This is a genomic window from Methylophilus glucosoxydans, from assembly GCF_042676145.1.
GTDB classification, from domain to species: domain Bacteria; phylum Pseudomonadota; class Gammaproteobacteria; order Burkholderiales; family Methylophilaceae; genus Methylophilus; species Methylophilus glucosoxydans.
The window spans coordinates 138519-160615 of sequence record NZ_JBHTJW010000001.1 but is presented as its reverse complement, the minus strand read 5'-3'; the positions used below and the strand labels follow the sequence as shown (position 1 = coordinate 160615).

The following is a 22097-nucleotide window of genomic DNA, read 5'->3' as shown; positions in this document are numbered from 1 at the left end:
CCATCATAGTCTAACTTAACGCATACTCACAGTGTTATATAAAAAACTGTATAAAAGCCTTTATATTTTGCATTTCACGCCGTTATAGTCACATACAATTTACAGATAAATTATCCAAAAACCATTGGGGGTTGAATCATGGCTTGCCGCAGAGTGAAAGGGCTATGTTCGGTCGTCCATATTCTTGGTCGCCTGTGTCTGATGCTAGGCATAGGTTTTAGCGGAGCAATGCTACAGGCAGAAGAAATTTTGCCAGGCGAGTTCCAACCATCAAATGCATTGGCACTCACACCACAAGAGCGTGATTGGCTGCAGCAAAATCCACGCCTCAAGGTCGCAGTGAAAAGTGGCTGGATGCCCGTAGAGTTTCAGCTGGAAAATCACAACCATGCCGGTGTCTCCATCCAGTATCTGGAGCAGATCAGCCAGCTCACCGGTTTAACATTTGTTATTGTCAACGATCATGACAACCTCACCCCGGCTGACGCGCCGCTCATGACAGGGATACGTGGTCAAAATCCGCCAGCCGGCTTTCAATTGCTCAAACAACCCTATCTGGTCACAGTCAATGCCATTTATATGGCCGCTAATCACCCTCTGGCACATCATGAAATCAGCCTGCGTGATCTCACAGACAAAACGGTTGCCGTATTCAAGGGCGGCCCCGTCGCACAAAAACTTAAAAATGAAGTCCCCACGATCAAAATCAAACTGATTGATATCGCGGATGAGGCGTTTGATGATTTGCAGTCGGGCTATGTCGATGCCTACGTTGGCAATGAGCTGGTCCTGGACTATCACATCGACTTGCATAAAATCCAGAACATCAAGAAAGTAGGCATCACCGCTATCACCAGTGACGTCTGGATGGGGGTAGACGCAAATCTGCCAACATTGGTCAGCATACTCAATAAAGCGACACAACAGATTGGCACCAATCCGCCCGAGATTATGAATACCTGGAAAGCCTCGCCTGCGCCAGAGCGGACACAATACCTGATTGCGGTCCCGGGAGTGCTTGCCTTGCTTTTGTTTCTGCAACTGCTAAAAGTCTACCGCAGCAGCAAAAAACAGGCGGTGGCCGCACAGCAGGAGATTTGGTTCCAGGCTAATCACGACTTTCTCACCAAGCTCCCTAACCGCTTTCAGTTAAAAAATGAAATTGACCAGGCCATGCAACAGGCCCGCGAATCCAAGCAGTCCCTAGGGGTCATCATTATTGATCTCGATAACTTTAAGCAGATTAACGATACGGCTGGGCATGCTTTTGGCGACGAAGTGCTGATCAAGGTCGCCGCACGCATACAATGCATGATACAACCGCCCAGCCTCACCGCCCGCTTTGGCGGAGATGAGTTTTTGATGATGCTGCCAGGCATTGATCAAGCAGGTCTACAGGCTCTGTGTGAAAAACTATTGCAAGTAATGTCGCCACTCTTCGAGGTTCAATCCAAAACAGTAAGCGTGTCTATGAGTATAGGGGCGGCGCTTTTTCCCGACCATGGTCAAGATGCCGACGAGCTGATTATGTTTGCCGACCAGGCGCTGTATCAGGCCAAGAAGTCAGGAAAACATCAATGTGTGCTGTTCAATCAGGTCATTTATGAAGAGTTTGCACGCAAAATGCAACTGATCGAGGCGCTTAAAGAGGCCATTCCCCAACAGCAACTGTCACTGCATTATCAGCCCATCTTTCGCTTGAGTAATCTGCACTGTGAAAAACTGGAGGCCTTGTTACGCTGGCAACATCCGCAACTGGGCATGATCCCGCCAGACGTGTTTATCCCCATTGCAGAAGAACATAATTTTATTATTGCGCTTGGCGAATGGGTGTTTGCACAAATCATTCAAGACCTGCAACAGATCCAGCAACAGTTTGGCAAGGTAGAAATCTGCATTAATATTTCGTCCCTGCAATTTGCACATCCTGCCAGCCTGGAGCAATTTCTCGTCACCCTCAACGCACAACATATTCCCGGAGAACAGTTCTGTTTTGAAATCACCGAACGGCTATTGCTGGACTCCTCAGTCAATACAATGGCGATGCTCAACAATCTGCATCATGCAGGGATTAAACTGGCGATTGACGACTTTGGGACGGGCTATTCCTCACTCGCCTATCTGCATAAATTCATGATTGATTATGTCAAAATCGACAAATCCTTCATCAGCAGCCTGACAGAAAATGAAAAAAATCAGGCCTTATGCAAAACGATGATTTATATGGGCAATCAGCTCAATATCAAACTGATTGCCGAGGGCGTAGAAACACAGGATCAAGAAACCCTGCTCAAGCAGATGGGCTGTCACTACTCACAAGGTTACTTAAGAGCAAAACCGCATCCACTGATTGCTGTAAAAGAATCGCTCATTCAGCAAGATTGAATCGCATCAGATCGTTAGACCACCCTTACTGAATGGCACTGAGCCGATCAATCTCGAGGTTGTTCTCTATGGTATGACATTGCAACACTTCAGCATCACCCTTCACCAGCGTCAGCTTCTCTACCGTATTGATATTGCTGGCAAACTTGCCATCCAATTCGCCACATTTTTTTGTACGGTGGCTGGCAAAACTCAAATACTCTTTTTTTCTGCCCTCAAGCTGAACGGCAGGCACCGCGCTATCGTTCATATAGGCCGCATAGGCACTTCTGAGCCTGAGTTCGGATACACTCCAGATATTAAAAACAATCATTTTTTTGGAGCTGTCTTTTTGTAAATTCTCTTCACTTGTTGCTGCAGGCACCGGATTCGCTGCCACATGTGCATGGGGTGCTACAACTGTCGTTGAGGCTGGTTGCTCGGTGGCTGGCTCAGGCGATGCATTTTTTTTGTGAGCAAGGGTATCCGTTTTTTTGCCCGATTTTTTCACCGGCATCTCCTCTGACTCAGGGGCTGGCGTCGTCTCAGACACAGCCTGTGTCAGCTCGCTGGTTACTTGTGCGCTCACCTCGGGGGCAGCCACGGCAGAGACCTGATTTTGAATACGCAGGGTTGCTGCACTGCCCTCTTCGCGCTCCTCACCCTTGATAATCAGGCCGAGCAAGATGACGATCAGCACACCTATCAATAGCACATTGATTTTACCAATCTGGATTTCGCCACGCTGAGTAGGCGCAAAATGATATGAGCAGTAGATCATGGTAGGCAAACCCTTATCCCCAAGGGTTGTGTTTGATGTTGAAGATAATGCATATTTCCACAAATTCGGTCAGGTATAGTTTTACGCCAATAGGATATGCAATCTCTAACAATGCCTTAAAAAGAAATAAATTTCAATCATTGCCATTATGTTTACACCCTTTTTCATACATTCTCACCAATGCTTAGCCAATCAAGGCAGCGCATTTAAGCCATCACACGTTTGACTGCACGAAAATGAACCGGCTGCACAGGCAAATGAGCAGTTGCAAGATAAGTGCGGGCAAGGGGTGCCTCTTGCTGCAAGCGCGGCTCTGCAGACGAAGCCATCTCTTCCTCGGCTTCCTCACGGAACAAGGCATCTCTCAAATGCGTATCCGCGCCAGCTTCATTGATCATGGGCGCATTCGTGTAAGTCAACTTGCCATTGAATCCAACGAGTACTTGAGTATCAGCAGGCACGATCGCTGTCGCTTCCACCGCCTTTGCATGCACTTTGACTGACGTTGAATCATCTACCGACAGAATCGTGAAGTACATTCCAATGCACATCACAATTAAGGCCGCAGAGACCGCGCCCATTGTAATGGCAAGTAAAGAGAGTGCGCTTGTAAATGTTCGTGGTGATGTTGTTTTTGGCATATTAACCTCCCCAATCACTGATGACTGTTTTCACACAGCCTCTATGATCCAATAATCAACCACCTGAACGAATACACATCAGGCTGAACCTCTTGTAGGAATTTTCGTACAAGACAGGACAAAACCAGGATCAGTGGTGACCTTGATTTAAAATGAGAAGATTTCAGCCATACAAAGTAAAAAAGCACCTCCGAAGAGATGCTTTTTTTGCATTGAGATCAATATGCGTTTAATCGAATGCAGGGTTTGGTTTACCCCGCTGCACATAACCGAGGTTACGTTCAGTGGTCCTAGTGGTAAATCAAGCCCTCAGTCGCATCATGCCGGGATACCACCAAGTTGCCTATAGGAGTTTTTCCCGAATTGATTCATCACCAAACAACCCTCCCTATTTGGTGATGGCTCAAACCATACCGCTAGCATCTTTCTTTGCGAGGCAGCGCCAGTTAGTGATGATGCTCATGCTTGTTTTCTTTGCTGCCGTCTTCGTGATGATGCTCATGTTCATTTGCATGGCCGTCACTCCCATGATGGTGCTCATGTTCATCCGTATGACCATCTTTGCCATGGTGATGCTCGTGCTCATCCGCATGGCCGTCCTTACCGTGGTGATGCTCATGCTCATCCGCGTGTCCGTCTTTACCATGGTGGTGCTCATGCTCGTCCACGTGCCCATCGCTCCATTTATCCGCAGCAATCACACTCGTTGTAGCTGTCAAATAGAAAAAACCCAGCACTAAAGCCGCAATGACTTGTTTAGGATTATCCATCGTTTACCTTTCCCAAAAATCGGACCTTCATTCTAGTGAGCGCTTGATTTTTAATCAAATACTTCATGGATTAATCCGTGTTGCAGCGGTAATGAAGATTCAGTTAGAGGATTATCGGATCGATGCAAGTTAAGCAACTAAGCCCGATGGCTTATGTACGCCAGTGCACGGAGCATTCAACCGTCGTCTGCAATACTTGTATGCACTAGGTACTAAGTGCCTCGATTCATACAAGGAGAAACACATGGCACACACATTACATTTACCACAGGCAAAGAGTCATCGCCTGTTGTCCTGGGGCTTGGCCCCCGCATTTACAGCATTGTTGCTGCTCAGTGGTTGCGCCTCAACACCCAAACCGCCAACTTCTGCTTTGCAAGCCGCGGAGCAAGCCATCGCGAGTGCAGAAAGAGCAAGTGTTGCGGATTATGCTGCAGTCGAACTGAGTACAGCACGCGACAAACTCTCTGCAGCGCACAGCGCAGTACAAGAACAAAAAATGATTCTGGCACAACGCCTCGCCCAACAGGCACGCTCTGATGCTGAGTTGGCCTCCGCCCTAGCCGAAGTGGCAAAAGCCCGTGTGGTTAACGAGCAGATGCAAAAAGGGACTGACACATTAAAAATGGAAATGAAGCGCAAGACAGGAGATCAATAATGAAACCACAAATTTTTAACGCTAGAACACTCATATCCACCGCTGTGGCATCCATCTTGTTGGTGGCATGTACAGCCAGACAAATACAACCAGAAGCGGTCAACAATGCCCGCAGTAAATTGACCATGTTGCAATCTAATCAGCCACTGGCAAGCCAGGCCCCCGTCGCGATCAAGGAGGCCGAAGTGGCAGTCCGTGCTGCCGAGGTATCTCAAGGCGACAAAGAACAAGTTGCGCACCTGATGTACATCGCAGAACGCAAAGTCGATACCGCACAAGCACTGGCCGAAAGTCGCCTGCTCGTTGAGCAACGCACGGCCTTGAGCCAGCAACGGGAAACTGCACGCCTCGACTCCCGGACAAAAGAAGTTGATATTGCACGCAGCAACGCTGATTCCGCGCGGATAGAAACATTAGCGGCGCAAAAGGAAGTTGAAAACGCGCGCAGCAATGCAGAATCCTCACGGCTCAAAACACTGGCTGCACAACAAGAGTCAGCGAATGCGCAACAGAAAGCTGCTGATTTGCAACGCCAGATTGCAGAACTCAACGCCAAGCCAACCGAACGTGGCCTCGTTGTAACGCTAGGCGACGTGTTGTTTGACACCGGCAAAGCTGAGCTAAAAAGTGGTGCGACGACAAATTTAGCCAAACTTGCGACCTTCCTCAATCAGCATCAAAATCGTTCTGTGATGATCGAAGGCCACACAGACAATGTCGGCAATGCTGACTACAATCAAGCATTGTCACAGCGTCGCGCAGACTCGGTTAAGGGCTGGCTAATGAAACAGGGCATCCATTCAGATCGCCTCGTGACTGCTGGCAAGGGTGAAACCTCACCAGTCTCGGGCAATGATAGTGCATCTGGGCGCCAGTTAAACCGTCGTGTTGAAGTCATCATTGAAAATACAGGTGCTAATGTAGATGAAAAAACATAATGACTCTCAGCTGTACCGAATGCGCATCCTCTACGCATAGCACAATAAGAAAAGGGCTTAGGATTCAACCTAAGCCCTTGATTCTATTGATGGCCCCTCTATGAGTCGAACAGAGCACCAACGGATTATGAGTCCACATTGTTGTAGCACTATGCCTATCATTACGCAACAATACATATACTTAAATTACGTTATGCAACTAAATAGATGCGTCACCTAACTATAGTGTTGAACTTTTGTTGTACCTCTGTAAAGTCTGATATCAACCCTCGTAATATTTGAGATTAGGGGTGCCGTTAGCTATCCCACTTGAATGATGGGTTAGGCATGGTTTAGTTTTTAATCGCATTAGTAGGTGTCGATTGATTAATTGTTTTGATTTTCCAGTCGCTCTTCAATTTCATTTTCCATATAAACATTTGCGATGTGCAGCCTTTGTTTCTCATTCTTCTGTTTATTCTTCTTAATGATGTAAACTGAAACATCCAAATACAAAATCCAGCATCCAACAACAAATATCAACATACCAAAAAAATGATATCTACCAGATATGCTCGTATGAACGCCATAAAATTTGAAATAAAGCTCAGGGGAAAAATAAAAAAGACATGCTACAGAAGCCATGAATATAAAAGAGAAAGCGATGCCGGAAACAGACTCACCTCGCAATACCCAATACACTTCATTTTTATGTTTTTTCATGCTAACAGGTCAAATCCTAATTGTTCTATAAGGCATAACGTTTGAAGTAAGGGGCTTGTTTTAGCACGACCCGCTCATAAGGTTAATCTTAATACGGAAAATCTCCATTTGGTAAACCATCTCATGTGAATACGATTTTCACCATGATAATGCGTTATGCGCATCATTTCCCAGTACATTTACAAGAGACTTTTATGCTTAATGCATGAGCGAAATTATTTCTCGGTTGAACTTTTTGCGAGATGACAAAAAAACAAAGGGCTACGAATTAACGTAACCCTTTGATTTAAAGAGATTTTTGGTGGCCCCTCTGTGAGTCGAACACAGCACCAACGGATTATGAGTCCGCTGCTCTAACCAAGCATGAGCTAAGGGGCCGGAAAGCGTGGGATTATAAACTAATCCTGACCGTTTTCTAAGAAGCTGCGCAGACGTTCCGAACGGGTCGGGTGACGCAGTTTACGCAGGGCCTTGGCTTCGATCTGGCGGATACGTTCACGGGTGACATCAAACTGTTTGCCGACTTCTTCCAGCGTGTGGTCGGTGTTCATTTCGATACCAAAGCGCATGCGCAGCACTTTGGCTTCACGTGGGGTCAGTGACTCCAGCACTTCACTGGTGGCGTCACGCAGGCTGGCGTAAACAGCTGCGTCCATTGGGGCCAGTGTGGTGTTGTCTTCAATAAAGTCGCCCAAGTGGCTGTCTTCGTCGTCACCAATCGGCGTTTCCATGGAGATCGGCTCTTTGCTGATTTTGAGGATTTTGCGGATTTTTTCTTCCGGCATATCCATTTTTTCAGCCAAGGTTGCAGGATCAGGCTCCAAACCAGTTTCTTGCAGAATCTGGCGGCTGATACGGTTCATCTTGTTAATGGTTTCGATCATGTGCACCGGGATACGGATGGTACGTGCCTGGTCAGCGATGGAGCGTGTGATGGCCTGACGGATCCACCAAGTGGCATAGGTCGAGAATTTGTAACCACGACGGTATTCAAACTTGTCCACGGCTTTCATCAGGCCGATATTGCCTTCTTGAATCAAGTCAAGGAACTGCAAGCCACGGTTGGTGTATTTTTTAGCAATAGAGATCACCAGACGCAGGTTGGCCTCGATCATTTCGCGTTTGGCGCGACGGGCACGGGCTTCGCCGGTGGTCATTTGCTTGTTGATTTCACGCAACTCTTTAATTGGCAAGCCGACGCGGATTTGCAGGTTTTGCAACCGCTCTTGCTGGTCCAGAATAGAGTGTCTAAAACGCTCTAAACGCTCACCGTAGGCAGGTTTACCTGCCAGCTCATCATCCAGCCAGTTGAGGTTGATTTCGTTGCCAACAAAGCTCTTGATGAATTGCTGGCGTGGCATATTGGCTTTTTCTACGCAGAAATCCATGATTTTGCGTTCGTGCGTACGCACTTCTTCGACCATGTTACGCACTTGGTCGCACAGAGCTTCAACCTGTTTGGCAGAGAAGCGGAAAGCGGTCAGCTCGTCAAGCACTTGCTGATGCAAAGTCTTGTACTCGGCATCGTTGGTACCTTTAGCCTCGCGGATATTGTTCATTTTGGTATTGGCGGCACGAATCACGGCAAAGCGTGACAGGACCTCTTCTTTGAGTTTTGCCAAGGCCTCGGCCGAAAGCGCAGATGCTTTGGCATCGCTGTCTTCGTCCTCGTCTTCGTCTTCCTCGTCGGCGGCTTCCTCTTCTTCAGCATCCGCCACGGCCAAAGCGTCATCCAGACCGAGATCGCTGTCGATCAAACCATCGACCAGCTCATCCACGCTCATTTCGTCTTTTTCGACTTTGTCCACCATCTCCAGCAATTGGGCGATGGTGGTTGGACAGGCGGCAATCGCCTGCACCATATGCTTGAGGCCGTCCTCAATACGCTTGGCGATCTCAATCTCGCCTTCGCGGGTCAACAGGTCAACGGTACCCATTTCGCGCATATACATACGCACGGGGTCAGTTGTACGTCCAAACTCTGAATCGACCGTAGCCAATGCCTGCTCTGCTTCTTCAGCGGCATCTTCATCTGTCACGGCAGGAGGTGCATCAGACATCAGCAACACTTCGGCATCCGGCGCTTCTTCATACACCTGGATGCCCATGTCGTTGATCATGCCGATAATGCTCTCGATCTGCTCGGAGTCTTGTACATCATCCGGCAGGTGGTCATTAATTTCGGCGTAAGTCAGGTAACCGCGCTCTTTACCTAATACAATCAGGGTTTTGAGGCGTGTACGACGTGCCTCGGCATCCATTGCCTGGGTGGCGGGGTCTTTGTGTGTTTCGACTTCGTTGATTCCGAGTTCTTTGTCTAAACTTTTATCTGCTTTGGGTCTGGCCATGGCCGATTCCACCTCTAAAATGATTGATGCCGAGTGCTGGCAAACGCTGCAGGCACATCACTCGATTTAACATTACGGGAAACCCTCTATTTTACCAGATTTTTGCACGTTTTTTAAGCATGCCCTCACGGTTTTTAGGGAATTACCGACTAGCGCTTGCTGGTTAATTGCCGCAAGGCTTCACGCTCTGCTTCAGACAACATTGAAAATGGCTTTTCAGTTAACTGCCCCAACAGGGAATTTTCACGTGCAGTGACCGCCATGTCTGATAATTGGGTACATGCCCCCTCAAATTCAAGCGTAAAGTCCAGGCTTTCATCCAACAAAGACAACTCGCGCTGCAATTGGTGTCGTAGCGACTCAGAAATATAGGGCGCAATCATCTGCAACAGCACCACAGGACGAGACTCAGGCTTGGCAATCGCGGCCTTCAACACCACGCGCAACATCTGCGCCTCATCACTCTCACCCGCCACCTGCTCGAGTAGCGCGGCCTGCGCCCATTGTGGCCGCATGAGCAACATCAACGCCAAACGCAGATGCAAAGATAACGGCGTACGCGAGCGTTGACGCACGGCTTTTTCCTTGGCTTTGGCGGTATTCGGCAATTTCAGCATGCGCTGCATTTCGCCTTGCGCCAGGCCGGTCATCTCGGCGACTTTTTTACGCAACAGCATGGCATAACGCGGCGCCTGAATTTGCTTGAGGATGGGCTCGGCATCATTCAAGAATTGCACTTTATCCTCTTGCGAGGCCAGCGGGTTATGCTCACTTAAATGCTGAATGATATATTGCGACAAGGGCATGGCCTGATTCATCTCGGCCTCAAAGGCTTCTTTGCCAAACTCGCGCACAAAGCTGTCGGGGTCATGCTCGGCAGGCAAGAATAAAAACCGCAACTTGAGGCCATCTTTGATGGCAGGCAAGGCATTCATCACCGCGCGCCAGGCCGCAGTCCGCCCGGCTTTATCGCCATCAAAACTGAAAACGATTTCATCGGTTTGCCGCATCAGCTTGGCAATATGAAAAGGCGTAGTTGCCGTGCCCAACGCCGCGACGGCATATTCAATGCCATACTGCGCCAGCGCCACCACATCCATATATCCTTCTACCACCAACACCCGCCCCGCATCGCGGATGGCGCGGCGCGCCATAAACAAGCCATACAACTCGTGCCCTTTTTGAAACACGGGCGTTTCCGGCGAGTTGTAATATTTGGGACTGTCTTCAGGGTTAATTACACGCCCCCCAAAGCCGATGACTTCCCCTTTTTGGTTATGGATAGGGAACATGATGCGGTCACGGAAACGATCGTAGCGACGACCCTGCTCGTTTTGCACCACCAGCCCGGCAGTTTCCAGCGGCTCGGCATCATATTGCGGAAAAACGGTTTGCAAATTTTGCCACCCGGCTGGCGCATAGCCAATCTGGAATTTTGCCGCGACCTGCCCGCTTAAGCCGCGTGCTTTCAGATAATCAATCGCCCGCGGTGATTTTTTTAACTCGGCTTTGTAATAATTGGCGGCCTGCTGCAAGGTCTCTTGCAAACTGAGTAGCACGGCTTTAGATGTTGGTGCAGGCTGGTTGGGATCACGCTGCTCCTGCGGCACGATCATGCCAACTTGCTTGGCGAGATCATGCACGGCCTCGACAAAGCTCAAGCCGTTATATTCCATCAAAAAACTCAAGGCCGAACCATGCGCGCCACAGCCAAAGCAATGGTAAAACTGCTTGGTCGGACTCACGGTAAAACTGGGGGATTTTTCGTTATGAAACGGGCAACAGGCTGAATAATTGGCCCCGGCTTTTTTCAGCGGAACAGACTTGTCGATGACATCGACAATATCTACGCGATTAAGCAGTTCTTGAATAAAACTTTCCGGGATCATAAATGCAAGTATCGCTGATGCGGGTCAAAAAAACAAAGGGCGCAAATGCGCCCCTGACTCAATGCCTGCAAAAACACACTACCCCAAGGCCACCTTGATCAAGCCAGACACTTTCGCCATATCTGCCTTACCGGCGACCAATGGTTTCACTGCACCCACCACTTTACCCATATCCTTGGCACCCGCTGCACCCGTTTCAGCAATCACTTTGGCGATCACCGCATTGATTTCTTCTTCGCTCAACTGGGCAGGCAAATAAGCCTGCAACACGGTGACTTCAAATTTTTCCTGATCAGCCAAATCCATGCGGTTAGCGCCTTCAAATGCAGCAATCGAATCACGACGCTGCTTGAGCATTTTCTCAATGGCGGCAATCACGGCATCATCGTCCAACTCAATACGCTCATCCACCTCGCGCTGCTTGATGGCGGCTTGCAACAAACGAATCACGCCCAGCTTGGGCATGTCTTTCGCCCGCATCGCGGTTTTCATGTCTTCAGAGATTTGTGCTTTCAGGCTCATAGCGGGGATTATTCTCAATTAAAGAAGGACGTTAAAGCGTATGCTTTAAAAACAGCTAAAGGTTGCGGAAATCCACAACCTTCGCATATTTGTTTTTTCAAACCGGGTAGCCAAGTGATAGCTTACCCGATCTGCACATCTACTTAAAAAATTAGTAGAGTTTGGTAGGCAACTGCTGGTTGCGCAGACGACGGTACTGACGCTTCACCGCGGCAGCTGCTTTACGCTTACGCTCCCAAGTTGGCTTCTCGTAGAACTCGCGAGCACGCAAGTCGTTCAACAAACCGGTTTTCTCAATCAAACGCTTGAAACGGCGCATTGCAACGTCAAACGGTTCGTTCTCTTTCACACGAATAGCGGTCATGTAATTCCCTATCCTTCAAATATTTGGTTAGACAATGGTGCTTGCGGATTGATGCAGCACTGAAAACCGCGTATTCTATCGCGCTTATTTGGATTTATCAATCCTTTCTGCAAAAAAACGTATGCGAGACTTATCTTAGATGTTGGTATTGGGTATCGAATCTTCTTGTGACGAAACCGGAGTGGCATTATATGACACGCGCCGTGGGTTGCTGGCGCACGCCTTGCACTCGCAAATCGACATGCATGCAGCCTATGGCGGCGTCGTGCCGGAACTGGCCTCCCGTGACCATATCCGCCGTGCACTCCCACTCACGCAGCAAGTCCTGGCGCAAGCCGATAAAACCCTGCAAGACCTCGAAGGCATCGCTTACACGCAGGGTCCAGGCCTGGCGGGCGCCTTGCTGGTGGGCACCAGCATTGCACAATCGCTGGCCATGGCCCTCAATGTCCCGTCTGTGGGGGTGCATCACCTGGAAGGCCATCTACTGGCACCCATGCTCGAAGAAAACCCACCCGCCTTCCCGTTTGTCGCCTTGCTGGTCTCAGGCGGACATAGCCAACTCATGCGTGTGGATGGCATTGGCCAATATGAACTTTTAGGCGACACGCTGGACGATGCGGCTGGCGAAGCCTTTGATAAAACAGCGAAACTCTTGGGCCTGGGCTATCCCGGCGGCCCGGCGGTGTCTAAACTGGCCGATCAGGGCAAGCCACAGTTTCAACTGCCGCGCCCAATGCTCAACAGCCCGGATTTAAACTTCAGCTTTAGCGGCCTGAAAACGGCCGTGTTGACGCTGGTGAACAACCAGCCAGAATTGAATGAAGAAACAATTAAAGATATTGCCTGGGAATTTCAAGAATCCGTCACCGAGATTCTGGTGCACAAATGCCTGAAGGCACTCAAACAGACCAAACTCAAACGACTGGTGGTGTCTGGCGGCGTAGGCGCCAACAAACGCCTGCGTACCCGGCTCAATGAAGCCGCCGCCAAACGTGGTATCAGCGTCAATTATCCACGCCTGGAGTTCTGCACCGATAACGGCGCCATGATTGCCTTTGCCGGTGCGATGCGCCTGCACGCCATGCAGCCAGGCAAACAGGATTACAGCTTTAGCATCCGGCCGCGCTGGGATTTGACTGAGCTCAAAGCCCCTCAGTGATTGCCTGCTAAAGGGCGTTGCTGGGCTGTATTTCTACCGCCGATAAAATCTAAAAAAGATTCTCAAAACGCTCTCCCCAGTTTTTATATCTGGGTTTATCGGCAGTTAGCTATTTCTTTCCAAAACGGCTTTCAGTGCCGGCCAACAGTTTTTCAATATTCGATTGATGACGAATAATCAAAAACGCGGACATCACCACGACCACCGCCACATACACCGGATAAGGTGACAGAAACTGCCAGGCAATCAACGGTGCCAATACGGCAGCGACAAGCGCAGACAACGAAGAAATGCGGCTGATTAAAAACACCGCCAGCCAGACGGCAACCACACTCAACGCCAGCCAACCCGAAAAGGCGATCATCACACCCAATGCCGTCGCCACACCTTTGCCACCTTTGAATTTATGATAAATCGGGTACAAGTGACCAATAAACACCGCCAACCCCACCAGTGCAACCACGTCCATCAACATACCCGCCTGCAGTGCCAACCAAGTGGGCAACCAGCCTTTAAATGCATCGCCCAGCAAGGTCAAAATCGCAGCGGATTTTTTACCGCTACGCGCCACATTGGTCGCGCCGATATTGCCACTGCCTACGGTGCGTGGATCTGGCAGGCGGTACAGCTTGCTGATAATAATGCCAAAAGCAATCGAGCCTATCAGGTAAGCCGCAGCGATCCACACCAATGCTTCAATATCAAAACCAATTTCGTTCATGCGCTTCATTCCACTGAAATGCAGCCGCTTAGCCAGCCACTGCACGATGTTGTATGATGCCGAATCATACTGGATTCCAGCCTGCGCGGAAATAAAAGGACACAGATTCATGGACACAATTTTTCTAGAACAAGTCAAAGTGCAAACCAAACTGGGCGTGCCAGAATGGGAGCGTGCCGTGCCGCAAACTGTGATTCTGGATATTGAAATCGGCTACGACTTTAGTAAAGCCTGCCTCAGTGACGCGATTGAAGACACGATTGATTATGGTCAGGTAGTCGCCCGCATTCGCGAAACATTAGCCGAGCACAGTTTCAAACTGGTTGAGGCCTTGGGTGAACATGTCTGCCAGCTGATTTTGCAGGAATTTAAGGCGCAGAGTGTGAAATTGAAAGTGAGCAAACCAGGGATATTGCCGGGATTGAAGGCACTAGGCATCCAATTATCGCGTCAGCAATAATATCTAAAGGCATATATGTCAACTTTTTTCTCTAACGATTCTCACAAAATAATATTCAACAACTTAAGAAAAAAACTAGCCAACTATGACTTAGATGGCAAGGAATATTTAAGAGATGATCTTCTGTATATACTTGAATTGATTAAAAACCATGATGTGTTTTGGGACGATATCTGTGAATTCAATATAACTCACATTGGCTCTCAACTTATGAGTCAGATTGATAATCTCTTTCATCAAGATCAACAAAAAGAAATTGAATTGAATATTCAGAGTATTTATGTAATGTTTTATAGATTTCTCTGTGAGGCAAACTTCAAAAAAACAAGTAATGCGCAAATAGCCATTAATGTAAATAACTTGATTACAAATATTGATGACCACATTGAGTTATTTAGCATGCAATTAAGAAGTCAAATTATATATGCACGAACAATGATGCCTGCCGCCATCTTGAGTGATTTACTACATCATGAAAATCTAATTGAAGTTAAAGACTTCAACAAAAAGATTCGAGAGATTACTCAGCTAAAGACTAATTGGGACAATGAAATATCTCAGAAAAAACAAGAAGTTGATAACCTAAAGCAATCTCTTGATCATTACAAAACCGCTTTTAACTTTGTTGGTTTATATCAGGGCTTTGAAAATCTCTATTTATCTAAGAGTAAAGAGCTTAGTTGGGCACGCTGGATTCTAGCAACACTTGGAGCAGCCTCAATAATGCCCGTTCTAATTGAGATATTTCTCCTTATGTTTAGAAGTAAGGAGCTCTTTGAATACAAAGAACTACTTTTATACGCTATTTTTCCCACTTTAACTTTGCAATTGATATTGATATATTTTTTTAGAGTTTCTTTATTTAATTTCAAGTCAATAAAAGCTCAGCTACTTCAAATAGAACTCCGAAAGACCTTATGCCAATTTATTCAAAATTATTCTGATTTCGCGAAAAACATGAAGTCAAATGATTCTGTTTCTTTAGAAAAATTCGAAAGTCTCATTTTTAGCGGCTTAATTACCAACGAAGAAAATTTACCATCAACTTTTGACGGTATAGAGCAAATTAGTAAGGTTTTACAGTCATTCAAAACTACGAATCATTAGCTCTAGATCGACTCTTGAACACTACCCCCTCGGGTGATGCACCCTATGCAACTGCTGCAACCGCTCCCTCGCCACATGCGTATAAATCTGCGTCGTCGAAATATCCGCATGCCCCAGCAACATCTGCACTACGCGTAAATCCGCGCCATGATTGAGCAAATGCGTGGCAAACGCATGGCGTAACACATGCGGGCTGATATGTTGTGAAATCCCCGCCTGCAAGGCATACCGCTGAATAATGTGCCAGAACGCATGCCGCGTCATGGCATCGCCACGTGTGGTGACAAATACCGCGTCACTCAGACTGCCTTTTAAAATCTCCGCGCGGGCGCTTGCCAAGTAACGGTCTATCCACTCGGCCGCTTCCTGCCCCATGGGCACCAGGCGGGTTTTGCTGCCTTTACCGGTGACGCGCACCACGCCATCTTGCGTACTCACTTCGCTGATTTTGATATTTACCAGCTCTGAGACACGCAACCCACTGGCATAGAGCAGCTCAAGCATGGCACGGTCTCGCATACCAAGCGGCACATTCACATCCGGGGCATTGAGCAAATCTTCCACCTGCGACTCACTCAGCGTTTTTGGCAGTGACCTAGGCATTTTGGGCGCTTCGATATGCAAGGTAGGGTCTTGCTGAATCAGATTGGCGGCCAGCGCGTACCGGTAAAAACGGCGCAAGGTGGCTATCAGGCGGTTGATACTCCGCACCTTCACTTGCGGGAAACGATGGGCAAGATATGCCTGCACATCATGCGACTGCACCTCCCACAAAGTATGGGTGTGCTGCTTGCACCACTCGGCAAAACCTTTTAAATCATTGCGGTAGCTGGATAAGGTATTCGGCGACAAGCCATCTTCCAGCCAGAGCTGGTCGATAAAGGTATCGATTTCAGGAAATGCTGCCGCCTCGGTCAAAGAATGCGCTTTTTGCTGCATCGGCGTTTATTTGTGGCCTTGCTCATGGGCGAGCAGCCAGCGTTTAATCTCCAAACCACCGTCTAAGCCTTGCATAAATCCGCCCAGCCCATGGCTGGCAACCACCCGGTGACAGGGATTAAACAAGGGCAAAGGATTGGCACCGCAGGCATTAGCCACGGCACGTGGGCCAGAGTCAACCGCTGCCGCCAACTGGCTGTAAGTCCAGGTTTCACCGACAGGGATCGCACGCATGGCCTGCCAGACGCGTTGCTGAAAAGCCGTGCCCAGAGTAGAGTGAATAGGTTGCCAGACCATATGCGGATTTTCAAGATAAGTGGCGACTTGATCGGCCACGGCTTGCGCACGCGGATTGGGGCTGGCTTTGACGGGCAATGCATGTAGCAAGAACTGCAGCCGCTCACCGGCCTCATCGCTACGCACACCAACAAAGCCAAAGGGCGCAGGCACCAATGCATCGAGTTCATCATCAAGACTGTTCATGCGCCTATTTAACTGTAATCTTGGCCCGGGTGCAACCAACGATCATTAGAATATGGCAATAAAAAAGCCCTTCAACTGAAGGGCTTTTTGCTGCAACGCTTGAATTAAGAGTTGTCTGCTGCGATGTCTTTTTCGCGCGCAACCAGTTTCTCTTTAATACGTGCAGATTTACCTGAACGCTCACGCAAGTAGTACAGTTTAGCGCGACGCACGTCACCACGGCGTTTCACTTCGATAGAAGCGATCAGTGGGGAGTAAGTCTGGAATGTACGCTCAACGCCTTCACCTGAAGAGATTTTACGCACGATGAAAGAGGAGTTCAGACCTCTGTTACGCTTGGCGATTACAACGCCTTCGTAAGCCTGCACCCGTTTACGGTTACCTTCAACCACGTTTACACCTACAACTACGGTGTCACCTGGCGCGAAGTCAGGGATAGCTTTGTTTAAACGAGCAATTTCTTCTTGCTCTAACATTTTGATAATGTCTGCCATGTCAGTTCCTTTTAATTGTAAAGTGACTCGTTCCTACTCGAAGCCTTTTGATGCAACGTCTTTAAGTAGCCTAGCCTCTTCTTTCGTCAACGGCCTTTCAGCCAATAAATCCGGGCGTTTAGCCCTTGTTAGCAGCAGCGATTGTTGTAATCGCCATTGTCTAATCTTTTCATGGTGCCCGGACAACAATACGTCGGGCACCTTTAATCCTGCAAACTCTTCCGGGCGCGTGTAGTGCGGATAGTCGAGCAGGCCATTCACAAATGAATCTTCCTGCGCCGAATCAGCATCGCCAAGTGCCCCAGGCAATTGGCGGATGATGGCATCCAGCAACACCATGGCAGGCAACTCACCGCCACTTAACACATAATCGCCGATGGAGAGTTCTTCATCCACCAAGGTATCCAGCACGCGCTGGTCTACGCCTTCATAGCGGCTGGCTAACAGCACCAGCCCCGGTAATGCTTTGAGCTGCATCACTTTTTCGTGTGTCAGCGGTTTGCCCCGTGGCGATAAGTGGATCACCCTGGGCGTTATTTCTTTCGCACTTAAGCGTGCTTTGGCTTCGCCAATGGCATGTGCCAACGGCTCCGCCAGCATCACCATGCCTGGTCCACCACCATACGGCCGGTCATCAACGGTGTGATGCACATCCTGCGTATATTGGCGCGGATTGGTCAGGGTTAACTGATACAAGCCACGCTGTCTGGCACGACTAGTAATCCCGTATTCCGTCAGTGCTGCAAACATCTCAGGAAACAAACTGATCACTTCAATCTGCATCATGAGCTGCGCTTTCTTTTAAAAATCGGCATCCCACTCCACAAGCACGGTACCCGCCTGGATATCCACCTCTGGCACAGCATCACTGGTAAACGGGATCAAGCGCTCGCGATACTCTTCGCGCAGTTTGCCATCCTTGCCTTTGACCTGTGTCGGCTGCTTTTCACGCACGACCAGCACATCGTTCGCGCCGGTTTCCAACACTTGCGTAATCTTGCCGAAATCCACGCCTTCAGTATTGCTGACTTGCAAACCAATCAGATCAGACCAGTAATACTCGCCCTCTTCCGTCTCGGGCAAGGCCTCACGCGGCACAGCAATTTGCTGACCTTTGAGCGCGAAGGCGGCATCTCTATCGCCCACCCCTGACAACTTGATCAGCAACACATCGTTATGGATTTTGGCTTGCTCTACCGTCGTTTCACGCCAATTCGGCGCTTTACCGATCCACCAGGCTTCGTAGTCCAGCAGGCCATCCAGATACTCAGTATCAGGCACGACTTTTACCCAGCCATAAACGCCATATGGGGCGACAATGCGCCCCATCACAACCATGTTCTCAAACGCCATCTGTATTCAGGCGTTGAAACAATTACTCAGCAGCTGGCGCTTCAGCGGCAGCTGCTTGTGCGGCGGCAGCTTCTGCAGCAGCAGCAGCAGCGTCGGCTTCTGCTTTAGCCTTGGCAGCGGCTTCTGCAGCGGCAGCAGCAATGGCTTTCTCTTTGGCAGCTTCAGCTTTAGCAACTTCTTTCGCTTTAGCAGCAGCCATGCCTTCAACGCCTTTAGCGTGGAATTTAACCAGACGTGCTACGGTGTCGGACAGTTGTGCACCGTTCTCAACCCAGTATTGTGTACGTGCTTCATCGATACGCAGGCCTTCAGCGCCAGCGCGTGCAGATGGATTGTAGAAACCAACGCGCTCGATAAAACGACCGTCACGACGGTTGCGGGAATCTGCCACAACAACGCTGTAAAACGGGTTCTTTTTGGAGCCACCACGTGATAAACGAATAACGACCATAATCTTGTTCTCTTAAAAATGAATTTCTTTGCAGAAAGGCGCGGATTATACTTGATTTTTTAAAACAGTGGCAAGTCTTTTTCACTCACCTGACGATGCATTCCTGTACAGCGTCGGATCAGCCACGCCCGCTTGTATAAATCCCGCTTTGCGGAAGCGGCAGGAGTCACACACGCCACACGCGGCGCCTTGACCATCGGCCTGATAACAAGAAACGGTTAAGCCATAATCCACCCCCAGCGCATGGCCGGTGCGGATAATGTCAGCCTTGGTCATATCGATCAACGGTGCATGCACGGTAATGGTTTGCCCCTCTACCGCAGCTTTAGTGGCCAGATTGGCCATTTGCTGGAAGGCTTTGACATATTCACCACGGCAATCAGGGTAGCCGGAATAATCCAGCGCATTGACGCCGATAAAAATATCCCGCGCCTGCAACACCTCGGCCCAGGCCAGGGACAAGGATAGCATAATCGTATTGCGTGCCGGCACGTAAGTGACAGGAATGCCCTGCGTCTCTTGCTCAGGGACTGCGATCGCATTGTCAGTCAGTGCCGAACCACCAAACAAGGACAAATCCAGCTGTACGGTTTTATGCTCGGCTGCCCCCAAGGCTGCCGCAACGCGTTGGGCGGCCTGCAGCTCAACATTATGGCGCTGATGATAATCCAGACTCAGGCAATAACAGTCGTAGCCTTGCGATTTGGCAATTGCCAATACCGTACTTGAGTCCAGGCCGCCCGATAATAAAATCACCGCCTTAGGGTTTGCTGCTGTCACGCTTATACTCCTTGTTTCTCGCCCCAGAGAATTTTATGTAATTGAAGCTGCATACGCACCTTGAGGTGATCTTGCAAAATCCAGCTGGCCAAAGTTTCGCCACTGACCTCATGAAAGCTGGGCGAAAATAACTGATCGCAATCGACCGGGAATGCCCGGGTCTGCAACATCAATTTGGCCCAGTCATAATCTTCCCGGCTGCAAATCACCCATTTCACTTCATCACCGGCTTTCAGCAAAGGCAAGTTTTCCCAGCGGTTTTTTTCTACTTCACCCGACCCAGGCGTTTTGATGTCCATAATGACTTTCACGCGTGAATCGACCTCGGCGATATCCATGGCACCACTCGTCTCCAAAGACACCTGATAGCCAGCATCGCCCAGCCTGGTCAGCAATTCGATACAGCCCTTTTGCGCCAGCGGCTCGCCGCCGGTCACGCAGACGTAACGGGTATCGTAGGCTGCAATCTGCTGCATGATGTCATCCAGCATCATATTGCTGCCGCCTTTAAACGCATACTCCGTATCACAATAACCACAACGCAATGGGCAGCCGGTCAGGCGGATAAAAATCGTAGGCAGCCCGACACGTGAGCTCTCGCCCTGCAGGGAGTAAAAAATCTCGAAAATTTTGAGTGTGGTCATGGGGAAACTAAAAGTAAACGGGCAGATATTGCTATCTGCCCGCTATTATCGCTGAAATAAGGTCATTTCAATAACGAAAATCTGCTATTTGATCGTTTCGAGCACTTTCAAGCGTTTTTGTGCGCTAGGCGTCACTTCAGCCGATGGATAGGCCGCAATGAGATCCTTCAAGGTCTTTTTGGCGGCCGGAATCTGCCCCAACTGAATCTGACTATTCGCCAGATTGAGCATGGCATTCGGTGCCAAGGGATGCGTCGCATAACTCTCCAGAAACTTCTGCTGTGTGGCAGCAGAGGATTTGTAGCTCTTCAGTGCAAACTGGGTATATCCCATGCCGTACATGGCATCTGGCACCAGCTTGCTATTAGAGTAAGTCTTCAGGAACGCATCATAGGCATTAAAGGCCTCTTTGTACTTGCCTGCCTGGTTGAGCGACTCTGCCTCGGCAAACGCGCTGGTTTCCTGCTGGGAAACATCAGCTTTTACATCGCCAGTCGTACCACTCGCGCCTGCGACGGGTAAGCCTTGACCATTTGTCACTGATTGTGCCAAGGTTTCCAGCTTGCGCACACGCGTATCCAGATCGGTGTAAGACGCATTCTGCTTGGTACGCATATCCTCAAGCTGATGGGTCACCACTTCAAGATCACCCTTCAGTTGTGCCACATCCTGACGGAGCTGCTCCAGCTGATTCTGCATGTCCAGCAAACCCTTGCCGTTGATCAGCATTTCCAGACTTTGCACGCGTCTGTCCAGCGATTGCTGGGTGCGTGTCAGGTCTGTGATGGCTTTTTGCTGTGCATCATAATCTGCACCCTGCTTGGTTTCGAGCTCAAGAATACGCTTTCTGGCTTCAGTATCATCGAATAAAGCCGCCTGGCTGACGGTAGACACCGTCAAGCCAAGGGCCATCAATACCGCAGCGTATCGCAAATTACTGACCTGCATAAACGATGTCTACGCGGCGGTCTTGCTGGAAGCAACCGTCATCCGCGCAGTTTTGTTTCGCACGCTCTTCACCGTAGCTCACAGTTTCGATCTGGCTATCGCTCACGCCCAATACGTTCAGCGCATTTTTCACAGCCACGGAACGACGCTGACCCAATGCCAGGTTGTACTCGTGCGTGCCACGCTCGTCGGTGTTACCTTGCAGTACCACTTTAGTTTGTGGGTGGGCGATCAGGTATTTGGCGTGGTTAGCAATCAGGCTCTTGTACTCTTCACGAATCGCGTCGCTGTCGTAATCAAAAAATACCTGACGCTTGGCCAATTCAGCGGCACTCAACTCGTCTTTGCTGGTATCCACATCAACGGTTTTGATATTGATTTTGTCTGTGCTTGCAGAGCCATCATTACCATTGCCGTTTTGTTTTGCCATTGGGCGAGTCACGCTGGAATCTTCAACCTTGGCTGGGTTCATCGGGGTGCTTTTACAAGCGGTTAGCACTAATGCCAGTGCTGCAATTGTCCAAATACTCTTGTTCATACTTTCTCCTTAAAAATGATTGACTGAATAAAATTAACCA

Annotated in this window: 25 protein-coding genes and 1 tRNA gene; 6 read left to right on the top strand and 20 right to left on the bottom strand. The window is 49.1% G+C overall.

Going from position 1 to position 22097, the window contains the following annotated elements:
• Positions 1–138 precede the first annotated feature (138 nt).
• Positions 139–2385: an EAL domain-containing protein gene (locus ACFQ1T_RS00800; protein ID WP_379073414.1), complete on the top strand. Its 2247-nt coding sequence runs from the start codon at positions 139–141 to the stop codon at positions 2383–2385.
• A gap of 25 nt (positions 2386–2410) precedes the next feature.
• On the opposite strand, the gene ACFQ1T_RS00795 is transcribed toward ACFQ1T_RS00800, so the two are convergent.
• From ACFQ1T_RS00795 to ACFQ1T_RS00785, 3 genes are all read right to left on the bottom strand, one after another.
• Positions 2411–3145: a hypothetical protein gene (locus ACFQ1T_RS00795; protein WP_379073413.1), complete on the bottom strand. Its 735-nt coding sequence runs from the start codon at positions 3143–3145 to the stop codon at positions 2411–2413.
• Between the two features lie 206 nt (positions 3146–3351).
• Positions 3352–3786, bottom strand: coding sequence for a hypothetical protein (locus tag ACFQ1T_RS00790; RefSeq protein WP_379073412.1), 435 nt, complete (start codon positions 3784–3786; stop codon positions 3352–3354).
• A gap of 446 nt (positions 3787–4232) precedes the next feature.
• A complete protein-coding gene (locus ACFQ1T_RS00785; RefSeq protein WP_379073411.1) occupies positions 4233–4556 on the bottom strand; it encodes a hypothetical protein in 324 nt (107 codons plus the stop codon).
• A gap of 244 nt (positions 4557–4800) precedes the next feature.
• On the opposite strand from ACFQ1T_RS00785, the gene ACFQ1T_RS00780 reads away from it, so the two are divergent.
• A complete protein-coding gene (locus tag ACFQ1T_RS00780; RefSeq protein ID WP_379073410.1) occupies positions 4801–5214 on the top strand; it encodes a DUF4398 domain-containing protein in 414 nt (137 codons plus the stop codon).
• Positions 5214–6152, top strand: coding sequence for an OmpA family protein (locus ACFQ1T_RS00775; protein WP_379073409.1), 939 nt, complete (start codon positions 5214–5216; stop codon positions 6150–6152). The genes ACFQ1T_RS00780 and ACFQ1T_RS00775 overlap by 1 nt, the downstream gene beginning before the upstream one ends.
• Before the next feature lie 366 nt (positions 6153–6518).
• Here the strand turns inward: ACFQ1T_RS00775 and ACFQ1T_RS00770 are convergent, their stop codons facing one another.
• The 6 genes from ACFQ1T_RS00770 to rpsU all read right to left on the bottom strand — a co-directional run bounded on the left by ACFQ1T_RS00770 (position 6519) and on the right by rpsU (position 11977).
• Entirely contained in the window at positions 6519–6854 is a 336-nt protein-coding gene (locus tag ACFQ1T_RS00770; protein ID WP_379073408.1) for a hypothetical protein, read from the bottom strand.
• A 299-nt stretch (positions 6855–7153) separates the two neighbouring features.
• Positions 7154–7232: transfer RNA gene (locus ACFQ1T_RS00765), tRNA-Ile, on the bottom strand.
• A 20-nt stretch (positions 7233–7252) separates the two neighbouring features.
• Positions 7253–9202, bottom strand: coding sequence for an RNA polymerase sigma factor RpoD (gene rpoD / locus ACFQ1T_RS00760; RefSeq protein WP_194749144.1), 1950 nt, complete (start codon positions 9200–9202; stop codon positions 7253–7255).
• Between the two features lie 149 nt (positions 9203–9351).
• On the bottom strand, positions 9352–11091 hold the full coding sequence (dnaG, locus tag ACFQ1T_RS00755) for a DNA primase (RefSeq protein ID WP_313986364.1): 1740 nt from the start codon (positions 11089–11091) through the stop codon (positions 9352–9354).
• A 78-nt stretch (positions 11092–11169) separates the two neighbouring features.
• Positions 11170–11613: a GatB/YqeY domain-containing protein gene (locus tag ACFQ1T_RS00750; protein ID WP_194749142.1), complete on the bottom strand. Its 444-nt coding sequence runs from the start codon at positions 11611–11613 to the stop codon at positions 11170–11172.
• Between the two features lie 151 nt (positions 11614–11764).
• The gene (gene rpsU, locus ACFQ1T_RS00745; protein WP_018987466.1) at positions 11765–11977 is read right to left on the bottom strand and encodes a 30S ribosomal protein S21; all 213 of its coding nucleotides are present in this window, start codon (positions 11975–11977) and stop codon (positions 11765–11767) included.
• Positions 11978–12116: 139 nt separating this feature from the next.
• Between rpsU and tsaD the strand changes: the two genes are divergently transcribed.
• A complete protein-coding gene (tsaD, locus tag ACFQ1T_RS00740; RefSeq protein WP_379073407.1) occupies positions 12117–13139 on the top strand; it encodes a tRNA (adenosine(37)-N6)-threonylcarbamoyltransferase complex transferase subunit TsaD in 1023 nt (340 codons plus the stop codon).
• A gap of 109 nt (positions 13140–13248) precedes the next feature.
• Here tsaD and plsY read toward each other — a convergent pair whose 3' ends face one another.
• A complete protein-coding gene (gene plsY / locus ACFQ1T_RS00735; RefSeq protein ID WP_194749140.1) occupies positions 13249–13860 on the bottom strand; it encodes a glycerol-3-phosphate 1-O-acyltransferase PlsY in 612 nt (203 codons plus the stop codon).
• A 109-nt stretch (positions 13861–13969) separates the two neighbouring features.
• Here plsY and folB point away from each other — a divergent pair, with 109 nt between their 5' ends.
• On the top strand, positions 13970–14320 hold the full coding sequence (gene folB / locus ACFQ1T_RS00730) for a dihydroneopterin aldolase (RefSeq protein ID WP_379073406.1): 351 nt from the start codon (positions 13970–13972) through the stop codon (positions 14318–14320).
• 15 nt (positions 14321–14335) lie between these two features.
• Positions 14336–15427 carry a hypothetical protein gene (locus tag ACFQ1T_RS00725; protein ID WP_379073405.1) on the top strand — a complete coding sequence of 364 codons (1092 nt, stop codon included), beginning with the start codon at positions 14336–14338 and terminating at the stop codon, positions 15425–15427.
• Positions 15428–15448: 21 nt separating this feature from the next.
• Here ACFQ1T_RS00725 and xerD read toward each other — a convergent pair whose 3' ends face one another.
• From xerD to pal, 10 genes are all read right to left on the bottom strand, one after another.
• Positions 15449–16366 (bottom strand): site-specific tyrosine recombinase XerD, encoded by a 918-nt coding sequence (xerD, locus tag ACFQ1T_RS00720; protein ID WP_379073404.1) that lies wholly within the window; start codon positions 16364–16366, stop codon positions 15449–15451.
• 6 nt (positions 16367–16372) lie between these two features.
• Complete coding sequence (locus ACFQ1T_RS00715) at positions 16373–16849, bottom strand: methylated-DNA--[protein]-cysteine S-methyltransferase (RefSeq protein ID WP_379073403.1); 477 nt, start codon at positions 16847–16849, stop codon at positions 16373–16375.
• Between the two features lie 104 nt (positions 16850–16953).
• On the bottom strand, positions 16954–17343 hold the full coding sequence (rplS, locus tag ACFQ1T_RS00710) for a 50S ribosomal protein L19 (protein ID WP_194749841.1): 390 nt from the start codon (positions 17341–17343) through the stop codon (positions 16954–16956).
• 33 nt (positions 17344–17376) lie between these two features.
• On the bottom strand, positions 17377–18126 hold the full coding sequence (gene trmD / locus ACFQ1T_RS00705; RefSeq protein WP_379073757.1) for a tRNA (guanosine(37)-N1)-methyltransferase TrmD: 750 nt from the start codon (positions 18124–18126) through the stop codon (positions 17377–17379).
• A gap of 18 nt (positions 18127–18144) precedes the next feature.
• On the bottom strand, positions 18145–18696 hold the full coding sequence (gene rimM / locus ACFQ1T_RS00700) for a ribosome maturation factor RimM (RefSeq protein WP_338656302.1): 552 nt from the start codon (positions 18694–18696) through the stop codon (positions 18145–18147).
• A gap of 22 nt (positions 18697–18718) precedes the next feature.
• A complete protein-coding gene (rpsP, locus tag ACFQ1T_RS00695) occupies positions 18719–19147 on the bottom strand; it encodes a 30S ribosomal protein S16 (RefSeq protein WP_379073402.1) in 429 nt (142 codons plus the stop codon).
• A gap of 81 nt (positions 19148–19228) precedes the next feature.
• Complete coding sequence (gene queC / locus ACFQ1T_RS00690; protein WP_194749837.1) at positions 19229–19927, bottom strand: 7-cyano-7-deazaguanine synthase QueC; 699 nt, start codon at positions 19925–19927, stop codon at positions 19229–19231.
• Positions 19928–19929: 2 nt separating this feature from the next.
• Positions 19930–20571: a 7-carboxy-7-deazaguanine synthase QueE gene (queE, locus tag ACFQ1T_RS00685; RefSeq protein ID WP_379073401.1), complete on the bottom strand. Its 642-nt coding sequence runs from the start codon at positions 20569–20571 to the stop codon at positions 19930–19932.
• An 84-nt stretch (positions 20572–20655) separates the two neighbouring features.
• Positions 20656–21519 carry a YbgF trimerization domain-containing protein gene (locus tag ACFQ1T_RS00680; protein ID WP_194749835.1) on the bottom strand — a complete coding sequence of 288 codons (864 nt, stop codon included), beginning with the start codon at positions 21517–21519 and terminating at the stop codon, positions 20656–20658.
• Positions 21506–22057, bottom strand: coding sequence for a peptidoglycan-associated lipoprotein Pal (gene pal / locus ACFQ1T_RS00675; RefSeq protein ID WP_338656296.1), 552 nt, complete (start codon positions 22055–22057; stop codon positions 21506–21508). Before pal ends, ACFQ1T_RS00680 begins: the two co-directional genes overlap by 14 nt.
• Positions 22058–22097 lie beyond the last annotated feature (40 nt).